16 protein-coding genes and 1 tRNA gene are annotated in these 17998 nt (G+C 68.6%); 6 read left to right on the plus strand and 11 right to left on the minus strand.

Features of this window, described 5'->3' with window-relative positions:
• Positions 1–584: 584 nt before the first annotated feature.
• Positions 585–2615: an acetate--CoA ligase gene (locus C5B96_RS09555; protein WP_104245133.1), complete on the plus strand. Its 2031-nt coding sequence runs from the start codon at positions 585–587 to the stop codon at positions 2613–2615.
• Between the two features lie 123 nt (positions 2616–2738).
• Here C5B96_RS09555 and C5B96_RS09560 read toward each other — a convergent pair whose 3' ends face one another.
• Positions 2739–3260, minus strand: coding sequence for a RidA family protein (locus C5B96_RS09560; protein ID WP_104245134.1), 522 nt, complete (start codon positions 3258–3260; stop codon positions 2739–2741).
• Positions 3257–3538, minus strand: coding sequence for a DUF4177 domain-containing protein (locus C5B96_RS17835; protein ID WP_104245135.1), 282 nt, complete (start codon positions 3536–3538; stop codon positions 3257–3259). Before C5B96_RS17835 ends, C5B96_RS09560 begins: the two co-directional genes overlap by 4 nt.
• Positions 3539–3647: 109 nt before the next feature.
• Here C5B96_RS17835 and C5B96_RS09570 point away from each other — a divergent pair, with 109 nt between their 5' ends.
• The 3 genes from C5B96_RS09570 (at position 3648) to C5B96_RS09580 (ending at position 7278) form a co-directional block, all read left to right on the plus strand.
• The gene (locus tag C5B96_RS09570; RefSeq protein ID WP_158507155.1) at positions 3648–6107 is read left to right on the plus strand and encodes a transglycosylase domain-containing protein; all 2460 of its coding nucleotides are present in this window, start codon (positions 3648–3650) and stop codon (positions 6105–6107) included.
• On the plus strand, positions 6098–7114 hold the full coding sequence (locus C5B96_RS09575; protein ID WP_104245137.1) for a metallophosphoesterase: 1017 nt from the start codon (positions 6098–6100) through the stop codon (positions 7112–7114). Before C5B96_RS09570 ends, C5B96_RS09575 begins: the two co-directional genes overlap by 10 nt.
• Before the next feature lie 90 nt (positions 7115–7204).
• Positions 7205–7278 (plus strand) — tRNA-Pro (locus tag C5B96_RS09580).
• 55 nt (positions 7279–7333) lie between these two features.
• On the opposite strand, the gene C5B96_RS09585 is transcribed toward C5B96_RS09580, so the two are convergent.
• Positions 7334–7987, minus strand: a complete 654-nt coding sequence (locus C5B96_RS09585; protein WP_104245138.1) for a thymidine kinase — start codon at positions 7985–7987, stop codon at positions 7334–7336.
• A gap of 19 nt (positions 7988–8006) precedes the next feature.
• The gene (locus C5B96_RS09590) at positions 8007–9113 is read right to left on the minus strand and encodes an Rv2578c family radical SAM protein (RefSeq protein WP_104245139.1); all 1107 of its coding nucleotides are present in this window, start codon (positions 9111–9113) and stop codon (positions 8007–8009) included.
• Positions 9114–9238: 125 nt separating this feature from the next.
• On the opposite strand from C5B96_RS09590, the gene C5B96_RS09595 reads away from it, so the two are divergent.
• Complete coding sequence (locus C5B96_RS09595) at positions 9239–9733, plus strand: hypothetical protein (RefSeq protein ID WP_104245140.1); 495 nt, start codon at positions 9239–9241, stop codon at positions 9731–9733.
• Here C5B96_RS09595 and C5B96_RS09600 read toward each other — a convergent pair.
• From C5B96_RS09600 to C5B96_RS09620, 5 genes are all read right to left on the minus strand, one after another.
• Positions 9717–11060, minus strand: coding sequence for a glycosyl hydrolase family 28 protein (locus tag C5B96_RS09600; protein WP_104245141.1), 1344 nt, complete (start codon positions 11058–11060; stop codon positions 9717–9719). The two genes, C5B96_RS09595 and C5B96_RS09600, sit on opposite strands and share 17 nt — an antisense overlap.
• A gap of 162 nt (positions 11061–11222) precedes the next feature.
• Positions 11223–11876, minus strand: coding sequence for a copper resistance CopC family protein (locus C5B96_RS09605; RefSeq protein WP_104245142.1), 654 nt, complete (start codon positions 11874–11876; stop codon positions 11223–11225).
• Entirely contained in the window at positions 11869–12654 is a 786-nt protein-coding gene (locus C5B96_RS09610) for a YcnI family protein (protein WP_104245143.1), read from the minus strand. Before C5B96_RS09610 ends, C5B96_RS09605 begins: the two co-directional genes overlap by 8 nt.
• Positions 12655–12700: 46 nt before the next feature.
• Positions 12701–13369, minus strand: coding sequence for a hypothetical protein (locus tag C5B96_RS09615; RefSeq protein WP_104245144.1), 669 nt, complete (start codon positions 13367–13369; stop codon positions 12701–12703).
• Between the two features lie 9 nt (positions 13370–13378).
• On the minus strand, positions 13379–14800 hold the full coding sequence (locus C5B96_RS09620; protein ID WP_104245145.1) for a polysaccharide biosynthesis tyrosine autokinase: 1422 nt from the start codon (positions 14798–14800) through the stop codon (positions 13379–13381).
• Between the two features lie 144 nt (positions 14801–14944).
• Here C5B96_RS09620 and C5B96_RS09625 point away from each other — a divergent pair, with 144 nt between their 5' ends.
• Positions 14945–16090 (plus strand): hypothetical protein, encoded by a 1146-nt coding sequence (locus C5B96_RS09625; protein ID WP_104245146.1) that lies wholly within the window; start codon positions 14945–14947, stop codon positions 16088–16090.
• A 24-nt stretch (positions 16091–16114) separates the two neighbouring features.
• On the opposite strand, the gene lepB is transcribed toward C5B96_RS09625, so the two are convergent.
• A complete protein-coding gene (lepB, locus tag C5B96_RS09630; protein ID WP_104245147.1) occupies positions 16115–16828 on the minus strand; it encodes a signal peptidase I in 714 nt (237 codons plus the stop codon).
• Positions 16825–17988, minus strand: coding sequence for a hypothetical protein (locus tag C5B96_RS09635; protein WP_146078138.1), 1164 nt, complete (start codon positions 17986–17988; stop codon positions 16825–16827). Before C5B96_RS09635 ends, lepB begins: the two co-directional genes overlap by 4 nt.
• Positions 17989–17998: the final 10 nt, after the last annotated feature.

Genomic DNA, 17998 nt, shown 5'->3' on the forward strand with positions numbered 1-17998 from the left:
CGGAGGGCGGCGTGGCGGACGGCGACATGGCGGGGGGCGACGTGGCGGAGCGACGACGCAGGGAGGGCGGCGGAAGCGGAAGCGCGGGCGGAGGTGCCGCGCACGACGGCGCGTCGGCGAGACGACGCGGGTAGGGCGGCGGCGGCACAGGCGCCGCAGCACTCCGCCCCACGCCACTCCCCCGCCGCGGGGCGGCCACGTACCGTTCACTGATCGCTGTCATGCGGCGAGCCTAGGAACGCACGCAGAGCCCGCCGACGCCGGCGATCACATCTGTGGAGAGATTCCGCGATCCCCACGTGGGGAGGAGAAGATCGAGCAACAAATGGCGCGTTAAATGAAGGGGGCGGCACCTATTGGGGGAAAAGGTGCCGCCGTAGCAGCGCACGATTGGGGGGAATCGGGATTGCGCTGCATCCAAGCCATAATCGACTTGGTAGTGAAGAGTTTACCTGAGCGAAACATGCCCGCAAACCGTTTCAGACGATTCCCAGCATGAACTCGCGCGAAGCATCCGGGCCACCCGATTCGGGTCCAGAATCGAACAGAACCACGCACACGGCACGACGGAGCAAAGGAGCACCATGACCAACGGCATCGACAACCTGCTGCACGAAACGCGACGTTTCGAACCGACCGAGGAGTTCCGCGCGCAGGCGGTCGCCGGCCCCGAACTCTACGAACGGGCATCCGAAGACCGCCCCGCCTTCTGGGGCGAGCAGGCCCGCGAGCTGCTGCACTGGCACAAACCGTTCACCAAGACGCTCGACTGGTCGAACGCGCCGTTCGCGAGCTGGTTCGAAGACGGCCAGCTGAATGTCGCCTACAACTGCCTCGATCGCCACGTCGAGGAAGGCAACGGCGACCGCATTGCTCTCAATTGGGAGGGCGAGCCCGGCGACAGCCGAACGTTCACGTACGCCGAGCTCACCGCCGAGGTGAAGAAGGCGGCCAACGTGCTCGAGAAGCTGGGCATCGGCGAGGGCGACCGCGTGGCCATCTACCTCCCCATGGTTCCCGAGGCGGTCATCTCGATGCTGGCCGTCGCCCGCATCGGCGCCGTGCACTCCGTCGTCTTTGGCGGGTTCAGCGCCGAGAGCCTGCGCGCCCGCATCGACGACGCGGCCGCCCGCCTCGTCATCACCGCCGACGGTGGCTGGCGAAAGGGCAAGGTCTCCGCCCTGAAACCGGCGGTCGACGCTGCGCTGGCTCTGGATGGCGCCGTGACCGGCGCGGGCGGCACCGGCACGGGCGGCACCAGCACCACCAGTACCACCGGCACCAGCACCACCAGCACCGTCGAGCACGTGCTCGTCGTCAGACGCGGCAACAACGACGTCGACTGGCACGACGACCGCGACCTCTGGTGGCACGACGAGATGGCGACGGTCGACGCCGAGCACGAAGCGCAGCCGTTCCCCGCAGAGAATCCCCTGTTCATCCTCTACACCAGCGGAACCACCGGCAAGCCGAAAGGCATTCTGCACACGAGCGGCGGCTACCTCACCCAGGCCGCCTTCACCCACCGCAACGTCTTCGACCTGCACCCCGAGACCGATGTCTACTGGTCGACCGCCGACGTCGGCTGGATCACCGGCCACACCTACGTCGTCTACGGCCCGCTCGCGAACGGCGCCACGCAGGTGATCTACGAGGGCACGCCAGACGCTCCGCATGCGGGTCGGTGGTGGGAGATCATCCAGAAATACAAGGTGAGCATCCTCTACGCGGCGCCGACGGCCATCCGCACCTTCATGAAGCTGGGTCGCCAGATACCTGACGCCTTCGACCTGTCGAGCCTGCGCCTGTTGGGGTCGGTCGGCGAGCCGATCAACCCCGAGGCGTGGATCTGGTACCGCGACGTGATCGGCCGGGGCACGACCCCCGTCGTCGACACCTGGTGGCAGACCGAGACGGGCGCGATCATGGTGTCGGCCCTGCCCGGCGTCACGACGCTGAAGCCGGGGTCGGCGCAGGTCGCGCTGCCGGGTGTGAACATCGAGGTTCTGGATGACGCGGGCACCCCCGTGGGCAAGAACGCCGGAGGGCTGCTTGTCGTCTCCGAGCCGTGGCCCTCGATGCTGCGCGGAATCTGGGGTGACCCCGACCGCTTCGTCGAGACCTACTGGAGCACGTTCCCCGGCAAGTACTTCGCGGGCGACGGGGCACGGCTCGACCGGGACGGCGACATCTGGCTGCTCGGCCGGGTCGACGATGTGATGAACGTGTCGGGGCATCGCCTGTCGACCGCCGAGATCGAGTCGTCGCTGGTGTCGCATCCGCGGGTCGCAGAAGCCGCGGTGGTGGGCGCGGCCGACGAGACCACAGGCCAGGCGGTCGTGGCGTTCGTGATCGTGCGCGTCGACCAGGCGGGCGACCTGCGGGAGGAGGCCGACGCTCTCGCGGCCGAGCTCCGGAGCCACGTGTCGAACCAGATCGGCGCGATCGCGCGCCCGAAGCAGGTGTTCATCGTCGCGGAGCTGCCGAAGACCCGTTCAGGCAAGATCATGCGGCGGCTGCTGCGCGACCTGGCGGAGGGCCGCGAGATCGGCGACACGACGACGCTGGCCGACACGCAGGTGATGAACATCATCAGCACCAACATCCGCGCCTGACCCGCGCCGCCCGCTGCCCAGCGCGCTGTCACCGGTCGGCCCGCCGCCGCGGCCGGTGCGGCTGCCCGCTCACGGTGCGCGGCGTGGGCAGGCGGGGGCCGCCGCCGCGCGCGGGCGCGGGCGCTACGCGAACGCGACGATGAGCTCCACCTCGACGGGCGAGTCGAGCGGCAGCACCGCGACGCCGACCGCCGAGCGCGCGTGCACGCCCGCCTCGCCGAAGACGTCGACCAGGAACTCCGAGGCGCCGTTGATGACGCCCGGCTGCCCGGTGAAGCCCGGGTCGGAGGCCACGAAGCCCGTCACCTTCACGACGCGTGTGACCCGATCCAGCGACCCGAGCACGCTCTGCACCGCCGCCAGCGCGTTGATCGCCGACAGCTGCGCGAACTCCTTCGCCTCAGACGGTGACACGAGCCCCTCGCCCTCGCCGACCTTGCCGGTCGCGGGCAGCAGCCCGTCGACGAACGGCAGCTGGCCGGCGGTGAAGACCAAGTCGCCGTGGATGGTCGCCGGCACATAGGCGCCGGCCGGGGCAGAGACCGCCGGGATGCTGATCCCGAGTTCGGCCAGCCGCGCCGCCACAGCGCCGCCCGCCGCCACAGCGCCGCCGGCCCCCACAGCGCCGCCCGAGGCCGTGCTCATCGGGCGCCCGTCTCGTCTTGCCCGGGCGCGGCCGGCACGCCGGTGCCGTCGGGGCCGGATGCCGCACCCTCGTTCCACGAACCGTTCGCCGCAGCTGCCGAGGCCGCCGCCGCAGCCGGCTCCGAGCCCTGCAGCGGGCGCTTCAGGTACGCCACAATGCCGCCCTGCTCATTCGTCACGATCTGCACGAGCTCCCACCCGTCGGAGCCCCAGTTGTTCAGAATCGCCGCTGTGTTGTGGATCATCAGCGGGGTGGTCACGTACTCCCATGCGGTCACGGGCTCTCCTTAGGCTCTTTTTTCAGGTTGGTGCCTTAGGCTTCGGTCTATGTCTGCCCCAAAACGTAAGGTTAGCGGCGCGGTCGGAGCCATCCTTGGCCTTGTGGGCATGAGCGCAATCGCTGGCGTGCTCGTCACGGCCATGGTCACTCCGGCTCTCGCCGTCACCGGTCTTGCTGCCAACAACTCTATCGGCGTGTTCGAGAATCTCCCGAGCTACATCAAGCCGGATGCCCTCGCCCAGACCTCCAGTGTCTACGGCAAGAACGAAGACGGCTCGAACGTGCTGCTCGCCTCGTTCTACGAGCAGAACCGCCAGACGGTCGGCTGGAACGACATCTCGCAGTTCGCGAAAGACGCCCTGGTTTCGACAGAAGACCCGCGTTTCTACGTGCACGGAGGGGTCGACGTGCAGTCGACGTTCCGTGCGCTCGTCGGCAACGTCGTCTCCGGCGGCATCAGCTCCGGCGCCTCCACGATCTCGCAGCAGTACGTGAAGAACATCCTCGTCCAGCGCGCCGAGGCGATCGACGATCCGACGCAGGAGGCTGCGGCCTACGCAGAGGCCACCGCGCAGACGACCGACCGCAAGCTGAAGGAGGCCAAGCTCGCGATCGGGCTCGAGAAGGAGTACAGCAAAGACGACATCCTTCTCGGCTACATGAACATCGCGCTCTTCGGTGGGCGGGTGTACGGCATCCAGGCCGCGTCGGAGTACTACTTCGGCATCCCCGCCAGCCAGCTCTCGCTGCCCCAGGCCGCGAGCCTGATCGCGATCGTCAACGAGCCCGAGGCCCTCCGCATCGACCTCGACGAGGAGCACACCGCCGCGAACAAGGCTCGCCGCGACAAAGACGTTCTCGCCTCGATGCTGAAAGAGCACACGATCACGCAGGCGCAGTTCGACGAGGCCGTGGCCACCCCGGTCACTCCGAACATCACCGAACCGTCGACCGGTTGCCAGACGGCCGTTCACGGGGCCGGGTTCTTCTGCGACTACGTCAAGAAGATCATCGAGCAGGATCCGACCTTCGGCGACACGGCCGACGCGCGCGACAAGAACCTCGCGACCGGCGGGTACCAGATCTACACCACCCTCGACATGAAGCTGCAGACGCAGGCCGACGAGACGGTGAAGTACTACGCGCCCTACGACGCGTCGAACCTCGACCTCGGCGCCGTACTCGTCACCGTCGAACCCGGCACCGGCCGCGTGACCTCGATGGCGCAGAACAAGAACTTCAGCGAAGAGCCCGACGCCCCCGCCGACTCCACGAGCGTCAACTACTCGACCGACGCTGCCTACGGCGGATCGACCGGCTTCCAGGTCGGCTCGACCTACAAGCTGTTCACGCTCATCGCGTGGCTGCAGTCCGGTCGCTCGCTGGGTGACATCGTGAACGGGTCGAACGGCCAGTCGTACAACCTCGCCAACTTCAAGAACACCTGCGGCGGTGCCAGCGGCGGAACCTACAAGCCGGGCAACGACGCGGGTGAGGCCGGCGGTCGCGCCTCCGTTCTCAACCAGTTCGAAGAGTCCGTCAACAACGCCTTCATCACCATGCAGCAGTCGCTCGACCAGTGCGCGATCAGGGATGTCGCGACCTCCCTCGGAGTGCACCGCGCCAACGACGCCCCCCTCGACACCTACGTCGCTGCCGGTCTCGGAACGAACGAGATCGCCCCGCTGACCATGGCCGCCGCCTACGCCGGCGTCATCAACAAGGGCCTCTACTGCAGCCCCGTCGCCATCGACAGCATCACCGATGCCAACGGCGCCCCCGTTGCGGTGCCGCAGGCGAACTGCACCCAGGCCATCGACCCGGCGATCGCCCAGGCTGCCGCGTACGCCATGCAGGGCGTGATCCAGTCCGGCACAGCGACACCGGCCAACCCGAGCGACGGCACGCCTCATGCCGGCAAGACGGGCACCACCGACAACGAAGAGAGCATCTGGCTCGTCGGCGGCACCACGAAGCTCGTCACCGCTTCGTGGACCGGCAACGTCACCGGCCACGTCTCGATCCGGCACACCTCGATCTACGGCCCCGGCAGTGGCCCCGTCAACAGCGGGTACACCCGGCTCTACATGTGGCGGGACTTCTACAAGCAGACGGGCGACTCCTACGGCGGCGACTCGTTCCCCGTGCCGCCTCGCAACCTGAGCGCGGGCCAGTCGGTGAAGGTGCCCGACGTCACCGGCCTTTCGATCGACGCCGCCATCTCGAAGCTCGAGAACGCCGGGTTCGAAGCGAACGACGCCGGCGAGCAGGATTCGAACAGGACCGCCGGCCAGGTCTCGTCGACCGATCCCGCAGCCGGGACGAGCGCAACCAAGGGCGCCGACATCGACGTCTTCACAAGCAACGGCAAGCTGAAATCGCTGCCCGATGTGACGGGCAAGATACCCATCGACTCGGTCAACACGCTGAAGGGGCAGGGGTGGAACGTAACGCAGCAAGTGAGCCCCGACGCGGGCTGCAAGAAGAACAGTGTCGTCAGCCAGACACCCGAAACCGGTGATTACAACCAGTCCACGACGCCGGTCACCCTGGTGATATGCCAGTAAAGTCGTCGATGGCCGCCACCGCGGCCGTCGGCGCCGGCCTCGGCCTCGGCGCGCTCGCCTGGGGCACGCTGGTCGAGCGGAAGCTCTTCACCCTGCGACGCGTGACGGTTCCGATTCTGGCTCCGGATGCCCGTCCGATCCGGGTACTGCACATCTCCGACCTGCACATCGCGCCGTTCCAGCACCGCAAGCAGCGCTGGGTGCAGCGCCTCGCACGGCTGAAGCCCGACCTCATCGTGGACACGGGAGACAACCTCGGTCACCGTGACGCGTACGACTTCCTCCGTGACACCCTCGAGCCGTTCCGCGGCGTCCCCGGCGTCTATGTGAACGGGTCGAACGACTACTGGGCACCGTCGTTCCGCAACCCGCTCCGTTACTTCATGGGCCCGTCGAAGAACGCCGATGCCGCGGAGCGCCTCGACCTCGACCGCGAGCACGCGATCTTCGACTCCCTCGGCTGGGTCGACCTCGACAACAGAGCGTCGTCGTTCGACGTGAACGGAACCACCATCGAGTTCTTCGGAGTCGACGACCCGCACCGCAGCTACGACCGGCTCGAGCGCACCACCAGCGCGATCGACAGCCTGCGCGAGGGCGACGACGGTGAGCACGGTGACGACGGCGCCCGGGTCACACAGGGCTCGCGCACCGGCTCCGGCGCCCGCCGCACTGCGGCCGCAGCATCCCGGAGCACACTGAGCGTCGGTGTCGCCCACGCTCCGTACCAACGCATCCTGAACTCCTTCGTGACGCTCGGCGCCCAGCTGATCTTCGCCGGCCACACCCACGGCGGCCAGGTCTGCGTGCCGGGGTACGGCGCCCTCGTCACCAACTGCGACATCCCCCGCCGCCAGGTGAAGGGCCTCAGCACGTGGCGCCGCGGTGCGCGCACGGCGTTCCTGAACGTCTCGGCCGGGCTCGGCACCTCGATCTTCGCACCCGTGCGGTTTGCCTGCCTGCCCGAGGCGACCCTGCTGACGCTGGTTCCGGCGACCGAGGCCTGACAGCCTTCTCAGGCGCGGTCGCAGAGGGCCGAAAAGTCGGCTATTCTAGACAAGTTGTTCGAGCCGGTTCGCGCTGGCGAAGACCACGATCGGGGTATGGCGCAGCTTGGTAGCGCGCGTCGTTCGGGACGACGAGGTCGCAGGTTCAAATCCTGTTACCCCGACACAAAACACGAAGAGGGCCGGCACACGCTGGCCCTCTTCGTGTTTCAACCGGCCTCACCGGGAGGACAGCTGGCCGTCGCTCTCCTCCAGGTAGCAGCGCCCGCAGAGCGCCTCGTAGGTGACCTCGTCGCCGTCGATGGCCACCTGGTCGCCGTCGAAGACGAACCGGCCGTTGACGAGGCGGGGGTTGAAGATCGCCTTGCGACCGCACCGGCAGATGGTCTTCAGCTCTTCGAGGCTGTGCGCGACCTCGAGCAGTCGCCCGCTGCCCGGGAAGGCCGCGGTCAGGAAGTCGGTGCGGATTCCGTAGGCCAGCACCGGCACATCGTCGATCAGGGCGATGCGCAGGGCGTCGTCGACCTGCTCAGCTGTCAGGAACTGGGCCTCGTCGATCAGCAGGCAGCTCACGTCGCCCGCGCTCGCGCCGAACCCGTCACCGAGCAGGTCGCCTGTCTGGTCTGTGGATGCCCGCACAGCCTCCCGCTCGGTGAGGAAGACGTCGCGCAGGCCCTGGTCGGGGCCGACCAGGAAGTCGACGTCGCGCACCACTCCGAGCCGGGAGACGATCGAACGGTCACCCTTCGTGTCGGTGGAGGGTTTCGCGATCAGCACGCGGTGCCCGCGCTCCTCATAGTTGTAGGCGGCCTGCAGCAGCGCCGTGCTCTTGCCGCTGTTCATCGCCCCGTACCGAAAATAGAGTTTTGCCACCAGACAACCTTAGGTGCTCTCAGAACAGGGTCGGCGAGCCCGGCACTGCGTTCACCGGCGGGCGCGCAGGGCGGGGCGCTCGCCCGACAGGGGTGAAGAGCCGCTGGTCGTCCATCTGGGGCAGCAGGCCCAGCGCACTCGACGCCACCCCGCCGGTTGCCGGGTCTGCCACGCCCTGACGCAGCCCGTGCTTCGCGAGCAACGGCCGGATGCGCCGGCCGAGCCACGCGCGGTACTCCTTCGGTGCATACGACGACGACCCCGGGTACATCGCGCGATACGACTCGACCTGCTCTGGATGCTCGCGCTCCAGCCACTGCATGAACCACGGCTTGATCCCCGGCTTCAGGTAGAGAACCGAGTGCAGCACGCTCGTCGCGCCCGCCTCCTTCACCCGCGCCAGCGCGTCGTCGAGGTGAGTCGTGGTGTCGGTCAGGTACGGCAGGATCGGCATCAGGAACACGGAGCACTCGAGCCCGGCATCCCGCACGGCCCGAACCGTCGCGAGCCGCGCCTTCGCGGTCGGTGTGCCCGGCTCGACGCTCTGCTGCAGGTCGTCGTCGTAGATCGCGATCGACATGCCGATGTCGACCTTCACCCGCTTCGACGCCTCGACGAGCAGGGGCAGGTCACGGCGCAGCAGCGTGCCCTTCGTCAGGATCGAGAACGGCGTGCCCGAGTCGGCCAGCGCCTCGATGATGCCGGGCATCAGCGCATAACGCCCTTCGGCCCGCTGGTACGGATCGGTGTTCGTGCCGAGCGCGACCGGGTGGTGGGCCCACGACGGCTTGGCGAGCTCCTTCGCCAGAACCTCGGCCACGTTCACCTTCACCACGATCTGGCTGTCGAAGTCGAGCCCCGAATCGAGGTCGAGGTAGGTGTGCGTCGGCCGCGCGAAGCAGTAGACGCAGGCGTGACTGCACCCGCGGTAGGGGTTGATGGTGTAGCTGAACGGCATGGTGCTCTGGGTCGGTACGTGGTTCAGTGCGGACTTGGCCAGCACCTCGTGGAAGGTGATCCCTGCGAACTCCGGCGACTTCACCGACCGCACCAGGGAACTCAGCTGGGCGAGCCCGGGCAGCGCCGAGGTGCTCTCGGTGTCGAGTCGCTGCCCGTTCCATCTCATGTCGACATTCGAACATATCTCCGAACAGGATGCAAACAGACGGCGCTCAGGTTCTGACCGGGCAGGGGCCAGTAGCATATGAGCTTCGGAGCACTCCGGCCGGCGACGGCACGCAGAAGGGGAAGATGGACGAGAAGCCCAGGTTCTCCCGCCGCACCCTGCTGAAGGCCGCGGCGATCGCCGTTCCGGTCGCCGGCATCGCCATCGCCGTGCCGACGGCTCTCACCCGGCGGCCCGACGTCGCCATGTGGTGGACGAGCCTCAGCCAGAACGGCTCCAGCTCGCGCGCCAGCCTGAACGTGCGCATCCCCGCCGGGGTGCCGTCGGCGGCGGGCGCCTCCATCTTCGTGAATGCGGCGTCGTTCCCGGTCTATGCCGTGAAGTCGGTCACCGCGAACGACCCGTGGCGCCCGTTCTTCGCGAAAGACGCGCCCTTCCAGCTGCTGACCGCCGACCGCACGGCTGAGGAACGCACCGCGCTGGTGGTCGTCGACTTCGTGCGGATGAGTTCCGACGAGTCGGCCGGAACCGTGCGCGCAACGTGCAACGGTGCCGACGGGAACCTGCTGGCCGAAGCGTCGCTGAACCTCGCCCAGCCCCTCTTCACGAGGTTTTCGTAGCGTCTTCCGCGTGAACGGTCACCGTCACCGCACCGAGCGCGGGGAGCGACCCGGCGGCCTGGTCGATCGGGATGTCGAGCTGCTTGTCGAACCGCAGCCGCCGGATGCTCACGTCGATCGCCCGCACCGGGGCGGACAACTGTGCTCCGGTGGGCACAGCCGCGACGTCGACCAGCTCGACAGACGACACCGAACTGCCCGGCGGAAGCGACAGAACGTCGGCCTGCGACTCGGCGGCCAGAACGGTCACGCGACTGACCGTGATGTCGCTGATCGTGGGGGCGAAGCCCTGCACCCGGCCGGCCGTGCCGATGATGGCCGCCTTCGACGTCGTACCCGTTCGCGAGCCGGAACCGGCCCCGGAGTTCTCGCCCGTGCCAGACCCGGCATCGGTGTCGCGCGAGAGGGTGACATTGTTCACACTCACCCGCGAGAAGTTCGACTCTGCGCCGATGACCCAGGCCGCAGGGCCGGCGTAGCCGTCGAGGTAGATGTCGGCGAGCTCCCCCGCCGCGGGTTCTGCTGTGACGTACTTCGTCGAGCCGAACTGCAGCACGCCGGCGGGCCCGCCGGTGACCGACGCGGTGGTCGTGCGCGTGTTCGTGAAGTTCGACACATAGACCCGGCTGAGGCGTGAGCCGTCACCCGCCTGAAGGCGCACGGGGTTGATCCCGACATCCACCGTCACGTTCGAGATGTAGATGTCGGAGACGTTCCGATCCTCGGCGCTCAGCCCGTTCGTGTACGCGGTCGTGTTGCCGCCGGTGTTCTTGGCGAAGATCGAGAAGCAGTCGTCGCCCGTGCGACCGCGCACCGAGTCGATGTGGATGTCGCGGCAGCCCGGCCCGATGTCGATACCGTCCTGGTTGGTGGTCGTGGCATCCTGCGCCAGCTCGATGTCGCTCCAGTGCGCGCCCCGCACCCCATACTGCATCGCGGCCATCTTGTACATCGGCCCGAGCGTCACGCCGGAGACGGTCAGTCCGGTGACGTTCTGGAACAGGAGGCCCTGCCCGCGGCCCCCTGACTGGCTGAGCGGGTTGCCGTTGAAGCGGGCCAGGCCGGTTCCCACAATGCGAAGGTTCGAGTTGCCGGTGCCGCCCGCGATCTGGTCGGAGTTCCGCAGCATGTTGTCGTTCGCGCCGTCGACGAGCCTGATACCGGCATCGTTCAGGGTGAGCGTCGTGTCCGACGACATGATGATCGCCTCGTCGATGAAGTAGCGGCCGCTCAGCACCACTTCGCCCGATTCAGCCAGTGCCTTGTTGATGGCGGCGACATCGGTCGCGCCGGTCGTGTCGCCCGAGGGTGCAACGTGTCTCGTCATGGCTCGAGTCAATCACGCCGACGGGGCGGGCGGCTGAAGGGGAGCCTAAACGAAACCAAGCGCCCCCTGCGGTGAGGGGTGTCGACCGCAGAGAACGCTTGGTTCCTCGATTGTGCAGCTCGTCGAATTCCATCGCAGTTGGAAGCCGACGTGTGCTCCACGCTATGAGTTCGGAGTGCCCGCCGACCCGGATTGGTCAGAAGCCGAACTTTCTCCGACTTTCTTTCGGCGGGCCGAGACCAGCAGGATGACCACCACTGCGACGACAGCGAGCAGCACGATGCCGCCAGCCACGGCGAGGATCAGCCAACCCGCCAGCCCGTCCCCCGCACTCGTCGTCGCCGAGGGCGCCGCGCCGAGTGCCGTGGCACCCGGCCGCCCGCAGTCGGGCGCCGATGCGCTGCCGGCAGACGCCGCGGTACCCGCCGCGGGCGCGTACTCGAAGGTGAGGGAATTGCTCACCGGGTGTCCGTCGCTCGACACGATCTGCCAGCTCACGGTGTACGAACCCGGCCCGCCGAGCGCGACGGGCGCACTGACCGTGTGGCTCAGGATGCTCGTGCAGCCGGTCTCGAAGTGCGTCGTAGCGGCATCCGGCCCCGTCACCTCCACGATCGACGACGAGCCGTCGCCGGAGAGGTCGAGCACGAGGTCGTTGAACGTCAGGCTCACCTCTGCCGGAGGTGCGGTGACCGTCGCGCCCGCCGCCGGCGAACTGCTGACGAGGTAGTCGTGCGCCGAAGCGCTGCTGACCGGCAGCAGGGCGAGCAGCGCGGCGACCGCCAGAACTCCGGCCGCCGCTGCGACTCTACGCACGGGAGCCTCCACGCGGGCGCCGGGTCAGAGCGACGACGGCGACGACCAGCGCGATGGCTGCCAGTACGAGCGAGGCGATGGCGACCATGACCGGAACCGTGGTGTCTGCCGCCGCGACGACTCCGCTGCCCTGGGTCACGGCCGAACCGTCACCGCCCGATGCGGGGCCGGCCGAGACGCTGGCCCCGCCCGTCGAGGGTGTCGCAGCCCCGTCGGAGGGGGGTGCGTCGTCGATGTAGAGCACCGGCGCCGGGTTCTCGGGCTCTGCGCCCGAGGCGGCCGGGGCATCCGCCCAGTCGACGACCGATCCGTCGGAATACGTCTGGTGCGCCGGCAGCAGAATGTGGCCGGTGTCGGGGATGGGGCCGGCCGAAACGGAGAACAGCTGGAATTCACCCGGCGCGATGCCGGCAGAGGCGCCGCCGGTCGGCGCATCCGCCGTCCAGATTACCTTCGTCGGGGCCTCGGTGACCGTTCCGTCGTCGGTCGTGACCGGTGTGGCGAGCGTGCTCGACATGACCTCGACCGACCAGCCGGGAACGGGCTGGTACGAGACACTGCCGAACGGGGTGTCGGTCGGCAGATCGACTTCGAGCTTCACCGTGCTCGCGGTTGCGCTCTCTGTGGGCACCTTGAAGGTGAGGGTGGCATAGCTGCCGGCCGCCGCCTGGTCGGGGTTGACCCGAACGTGGGCGCTTGCGGCCAGCGGGGCGCCGAGAGCGAGTGCTGCTGCTAGCGCCGATACCGTTGCGGCGCGCGCCATCGTCTTCGTGTTCATCTGTGGAATCCTTCTCCGGGCATGTGCCCGGCGCATGTGTGTGGTGTCAGATCGGAGAACACACACATGCAGGCGGGCCGCGGTGCCGCAGCCTGCCCAGGAAGACGCCGAGATCACGCGGATGATCGGGCTCGGCCACGATGGTGCTGCGGTCGGGTCGGAGCACCGGACGGGGCTCGACGAACAGCGAACGCACCAGTCGGCGGAATCGGAGGCCGCCGAGGCGGACCAGCCCCCACAGCGCACTCTCGCCGCGGCGGAGGGCCACGATGGTGACGAGGGCGGCCACGAGGTGGGCGATCCACATGCTCGAGCAGAGCTGCGCTGCCGCAGCGGTGAGCAGGGCAGCGCCCGCATCGAAGCCGGTTCCGCCGGCCGAGGCCGCAGCCGACCCGGAGCCCGCGATGACCAGCACAGACCCGTGGTGACCCATGGTGCTCATCGTCAGCTCTCCCCCACCGGCCGGCGCCGCGCCGACGGTGAAGAGCGCGTGCAGCATGACCTGGCTGGCGACCACGGAGACAGCGAGCCGCACGAGCGACAGGGTTCGGCCGGCCAGGGCCGTGCAGACGAGCGCAGAGAAGGCCAGGGCCAGCGCCAGCCCCACACCGCCGGGGGCACCTCCACCGGCTGCGGCGTGCGACAGAGCCGCGGCGAAGACGGCGATGCACGCAGCGGTCAGCCCACGGAGGGCGCGAGCTGACCGGGTATTCACGCCTTCAGTCTATTTGCGGCCGCGACGGCGGCGAGCCGGAGCAGTCTCTGCTTCTTCGTCGACCGGACCTGCGCCGTAGTAGCCGTACTTCTCGTTGTGGTAGGAGTCGGGGCCCTTGTTCGGCAGCATCGTCAGAACCACACCGACGACCTTGCTGTCGATGCTGGTCAGCGAGTTGAGCGCCCGCGCCAGCTCGGTGCGCTTCACCTTGCCGGAACCGGCGACGACGATCGCGCCCGCCGTCATGCTGCTGATGATCGCACCGTCGGTGACGGGCAGCAGGGGCGGCGCGTCGATGATGACGTAGTCGACCTGATCGTTCAGGGCGCTCAACAGGTTCTGCATCGCGTCTGAACCGAGCAGCTCGCTCGGGTTCGGGGGCACTCGACCGGCCGGCAGCACGTAGAGCTCACGGTTGCCCCAGCGCTGTAGAACGTCGACCAGCGGCACGGAACCGATCAGCACATCGGTGAGACCGACGGCCCCTTCGAGCCCCATGTAGTCGGCCAGTTTGGGCTTCCTGAGGTCACCGTCGATGATGACGACCCGCACGCCCGTCTCGGCAAGCGCCAGAGAGAGGTTCGCTGCGGTCGTGCTCTTGCCCTCACCCGCGATCGACGAGGTGACGACGAAGCAGTGGTTGTCCGAGCCTGCGCTCACGAAGCGCAGGTTGGTGCGAAGCGCCCGGAAGGCCTCCGCACGCGGGTTGCGCGGGTCGCTGTGTACGAGAAGAGGATGCTTGTTCGACTCAGGGTCGAAGCTGATACCACCGAGCAGGGGCGCGTCGGTGACGCTCGAGACGTCGTGGGCGCCGTGAACGCGGGTGTCGAGTGCGGTTCGGAGGAACGCGGCACCCAGACCGAAGACGAGACCGACCAGCAGGCCGAGCACGATGTTCAACGGCACGTTCGGGCTCGACGGGCTGGTGGGAACCAGCGCGGGGTCGACGACCTGCACCTTGACGAGGCTGTCGCCGCCACCGGCCGGCTTCTCGAGATCGTTGACGACGGCCTCGGAGAAGCTCTGCGCGGTGGCGTTGGCGAGGTTCGCGGCCGTCTGCGGGTCGGAGTCGGTGGCCGTGAGCTCGATGATCACGGTTCCCGTCGGGGATTCGGCCGAGAGCTGGGAGGCGAGGCGCTTGCTCGTCGTGTCGAGGTTGAGTTCGGCGATGACCGTGTCGAGAACCGAAGCGCTGGTGATGATGCTGACGTACGACTTCACCTTGGCCTGGGCGTAGTTGTTGCCCGACGTCAGGTCACCGGCGGTCGGGGTGTCTGACACAGCGACAGAGACGTACATGGTGGTCGTCGTGCGGTACTGCGGTGTCGCCGCGATCGCCAGCGCAGCGCCGGCTCCGATGCCCAGCAGAGCGAAGACGACGATGAAGACCCATCCCTTACGGATGACGCGGAAATAACCTTCTAAAGTCATAGGCAGATGCCCTCTCGTGGTGAGGCCGACAGCTTCCCCTGACCAGCACGTGCCCGGTGCAACGCTTTACCGGCCAACAAAGCCTACGGTAGAGACACCGAGAATAGACAATTGCCAGGCTTGGCCTGTGCGAAGGTAATAGACATGTGTCGCCCATCCCCTGATCGCCGCGCCGTCTCTGCGGCAGCACTCACGATCGTCACCTGCGCGCTCGCGACGGCGCTCGTCTTCGGCGGAGCGAACCCCGCGAATGCCCTGACGTTCCCCTCCCTCACTGCGGCAGACGCCGTCACCCCGGTCATCGATGACCCGCCAGCGGAACCGGATACCGACCCTCTGCCGACGGTCGACCCGGCGCCGGCTCCCAACCCCAGCGATGAGCCGGCACCGAGCGCCGAACCGGGCCCGCCTGTCGAGCCCAGCGTCGATCCGCCGGCCCCGACGGAGGAGCCGGCGCCGGCGACCGAGGTACCTGCTCCAGCCGATCCCATTCCCGTCGAGCAGCCGAGTGAAGCGTCGGTGCCCGAGCCCGACGAATCAGGGTACGACCCTGAGGAAGTCTCCGGTGAAGAGACCGCGACGCCCGCCCCGACAGTGACTCCCGCCCCGACCCCGACCGCAGTCGTCACTGCGACCGCTGCGCCTGCCCCTGCTGTCGAACTGCCCTTCTACCCGCCGCCGTCGGCCGGAACCGCCTACGACACGTTCCCGTTGCTGCTCGCCGGGACACTCGCCGGCCTCGTGCTGCTGCTCGGTTTCGCGACATCAATTTTCACGCGGTGGCGCGTTCGCGGCCTGCGGGGCCCTGTTCGCAGCCGGGTCGCGCTCCCCAGCGATGACGCTCTGTCGAGCTTCTCATCCCGTCCAATGAACAGTGCGGCGACCAGGGCCGGGCTCGCGCTTCCCTGGAGCACGGTCGCACGGCCCGCGCGCGACACCGTCGCCTCCGGCTTCGCGCTCGGCTTACCCCGTTTGAGCGCCCGTGACGACGGCGGGTGGGCTGCCCAATTCGACGCCGGCTTCGACGTTCGCTCGAAGGTGTCCGTGACCAGAAACCGTACACCCGATTTCACGCTGCCGTTCAGCACGGAGACCGCCGCAGCTCCCGCCGCAGAAACGACCGCCCCCGGCGATCGGCGCGCCGACCTGCAGGTGTTCGACAAGCCGAAGGCAGCCCGCGAGCAGGCGGCGGCCTTCGCCGCCCGCTTCGGCCTGCCGTTCGGCAAGCGCAGCGCGGGCTCTGGCACCGGCGTCGGCAACTACGACCTCGGCCTGCCGGGAACGACCTAGAACCACCGGCGCACCGGCGCGAGCCTAGAATCCACGCCAGTCGCCCGGCGGAAAGACGATCGCGGCGACCCGGCCGACGATGTCGTTCCGACCGACCATCTTGAGACAGTCGCTGCCCGAACTGCCGCCCCGGCACGCGAAGATCGAGTCGTTCGAGTTCGACCGATGGTCGCCCAGCACGAAGTACTGCCCCTCAGGAACGGTGAGCTCGCCGAAGCACCGCTCCGACACCGGGGAGGTCGAACAGTCGAACGAGCCCGCGACGAACGGATAGTCGGCGTACACGTACGGCTCGTCGAGCGGCACCCCGTCGACGAGCACCCGGCCCTCGGCGTCGCAGCACGACACCGTCTGCCCCGGCCCCGCGATCACCCGCTTCACCAGCGTGTGGTCGAGGTTCGGGCCGATCCCGACGAGCCCGCCCACCCACCGCGCCGCGTAGACGAAGGGGTTCGAGGGGGCGGGGGTCGCCTCGCCCCAGAGGTCTGAGGCCGTGAAGACGACGATGTCGCCGTCGTGCGGGTCGCCGAAGTCCAACGACACCCGGTCGACCAGCAGCCGATCGCCGATCGAGAGGGTCTGCTGCATCGACCCCGAGGGCACGTAGTAGACCTTCACGATGAACGCCTGCACCAGCGCCAGCACGACGAAGGCGGCGAGGAGGTTGAACCAGAAGCTGCCGGTGATGCGCCGGATGCCCGTGCGGGCCGGTCGCCTGGCCGGCGGTTCTGCGGTCACGACACACCGGCCGGGCGCAGCAGGCCCGCGGAGACCAGCTCGTCGACAGCGGCCGACACGAGCTCACCCGAAGACCCGGAGGGCGCGTCACCGTGGGTCGCCACCACGGCCCCTGCAAGGTCGTCGAGCGTCGCCCCCCAGACCGCCGTCTCGAAGATGGCCGGGGCGATACCGGCCAGCACCCGAACGACCGAGTCGTTCAGCACGATCAGCGAGTCGCCGTCTCTCACGGCGTCGTCGAAGACGGCGTACAGCAGCTCGGCGGAGGCTCGGCGGGTCGCATCAGGGTCCGCCGCATCAGGCTCCACCGCATCGGGCTCCACCGCATCCGCCGCCCCACCCGCAGCACCCGCCGCCGCGAAGATCCCCGCGAACACGTCGACCAGCGTCTCCGCCTCGAGGTAGCTGACCTGCCGGAGCCCTCCGCACCGGTCGAGAATCCCCTGCAGGCGCTGCAGCGGGCGCCCGCGTTCGGCGAGGTAGCTCACCTGCGGCACCAGTTCGCCGATGGCCTCCGCCAACCCGGTGCTCCGGATGCTCGGCAGCCCCGTGCCGTCGCCCCCCGTGCGGCGGTCGAGCATCACCACGCCGACGAGCCTCAGCGGTACGGCCGGTGGCGGCAGCAGACCGAGCTCAGAGGGCGAGACCTGCCGCTTCCACCGCTCGGGCGCCGGCTGCTTCACCGAGAGCGGCTTCGCGTAGGGCAGCACGGTGAGGTCGTCGTTGACCCCGAGAGTCTCGTCGGTGACGTAGCCGAACTGCCGGCCGAGCGCGATCGACGCCGTGGTCTTGCCGCGGCCGGAGGGGCCGACGAAAGCGATCACCGCGCCCGTGCTGAGGTCGGCCACCGCTCCGGCGTGCAGCATCACGAGGTCGTTGCGGCGGGTGTCGATGGCCCGGCGGGTGAGCAGGCCCGACAGACGGTCTTCGAGTTCACCGAAGCTGTTCGCGACCAGCTCGGCACCAGCATCCGGAGCCGAAGACGGCGCCCTGAGTTCGGCCCGCACCTCGGCCCCCGGCATCGTCGGGGCGGCGGTGACGAGCCGCCCGCCGCACCACTCCCAGGCCCGCGCCACCTGCTCTGCCTCTGCATCTGTGACACCCGACAGCGAGACCGCGAACGGAACGCCGAGGCAGCTGACTTCGACGAGGTGCGTCATGCCCCCCACG

It is taken from the genome of Subtercola sp. Z020 (genome assembly GCF_002931235.1).
Taxonomy (GTDB): Bacteria; Actinomycetota; Actinomycetes; order Actinomycetales; family Microbacteriaceae; genus Subtercola.

Excerpts from the sequence above, each read along its gene's own strand:
- C5B96_RS09590 (WP_104245139.1), bottom strand. The coding sequence starts at position 9,113 with ATGAGATGGAACGGGCAGCGACTCGACACCGAGAGCACCTCGGCGCTG.
- C5B96_RS09625 (WP_104245146.1), top strand. The coding sequence starts at position 14,945 with ATGTGTCGCCCATCCCCTGATCGCCGCGCCGTCTCTGCGGCAGCACTC.
- C5B96_RS09560 (WP_104245134.1), bottom strand. The coding sequence starts at position 3,260 with ATGAGCACGGCCTCGGGCGGCGCTGTGGGGGCCGGCGGCGCTGTGGCG.
- C5B96_RS09635 (WP_146078138.1), bottom strand. The coding sequence starts at position 17,988 with ATGACGCACCTCGTCGAAGTCAGCTGCCTCGGCGTTCCGTTCGCGGTC.
- C5B96_RS09620 (WP_104245145.1), bottom strand. The coding sequence starts at position 14,800 with ATGACTTTAGAAGGTTATTTCCGCGTCATCCGTAAGGGATGGGTCTTC.
- C5B96_RS09600 (WP_104245141.1), bottom strand. The coding sequence starts at position 11,060 with ATGACGAGACACGTTGCACCCTCGGGCGACACGACCGGCGCGACCGAT.
- C5B96_RS09575 (WP_104245137.1), top strand. The coding sequence starts at position 6,098 with ATGCCAGTAAAGTCGTCGATGGCCGCCACCGCGGCCGTCGGCGCCGGC.
- C5B96_RS09595 (WP_104245140.1), top strand. The coding sequence starts at position 9,239 with ATGGACGAGAAGCCCAGGTTCTCCCGCCGCACCCTGCTGAAGGCCGCG.
- C5B96_RS09555 (WP_104245133.1), top strand. The coding sequence starts at position 585 with ATGACCAACGGCATCGACAACCTGCTGCACGAAACGCGACGTTTCGAA.
- C5B96_RS09570 (WP_158507155.1), top strand. The coding sequence starts at position 3,648 with ATGAGCGCAATCGCTGGCGTGCTCGTCACGGCCATGGTCACTCCGGCT.
- C5B96_RS09610 (WP_104245143.1), bottom strand. The coding sequence starts at position 12,654 with ATGAACACGAAGACGATGGCGCGCGCCGCAACGGTATCGGCGCTAGCA.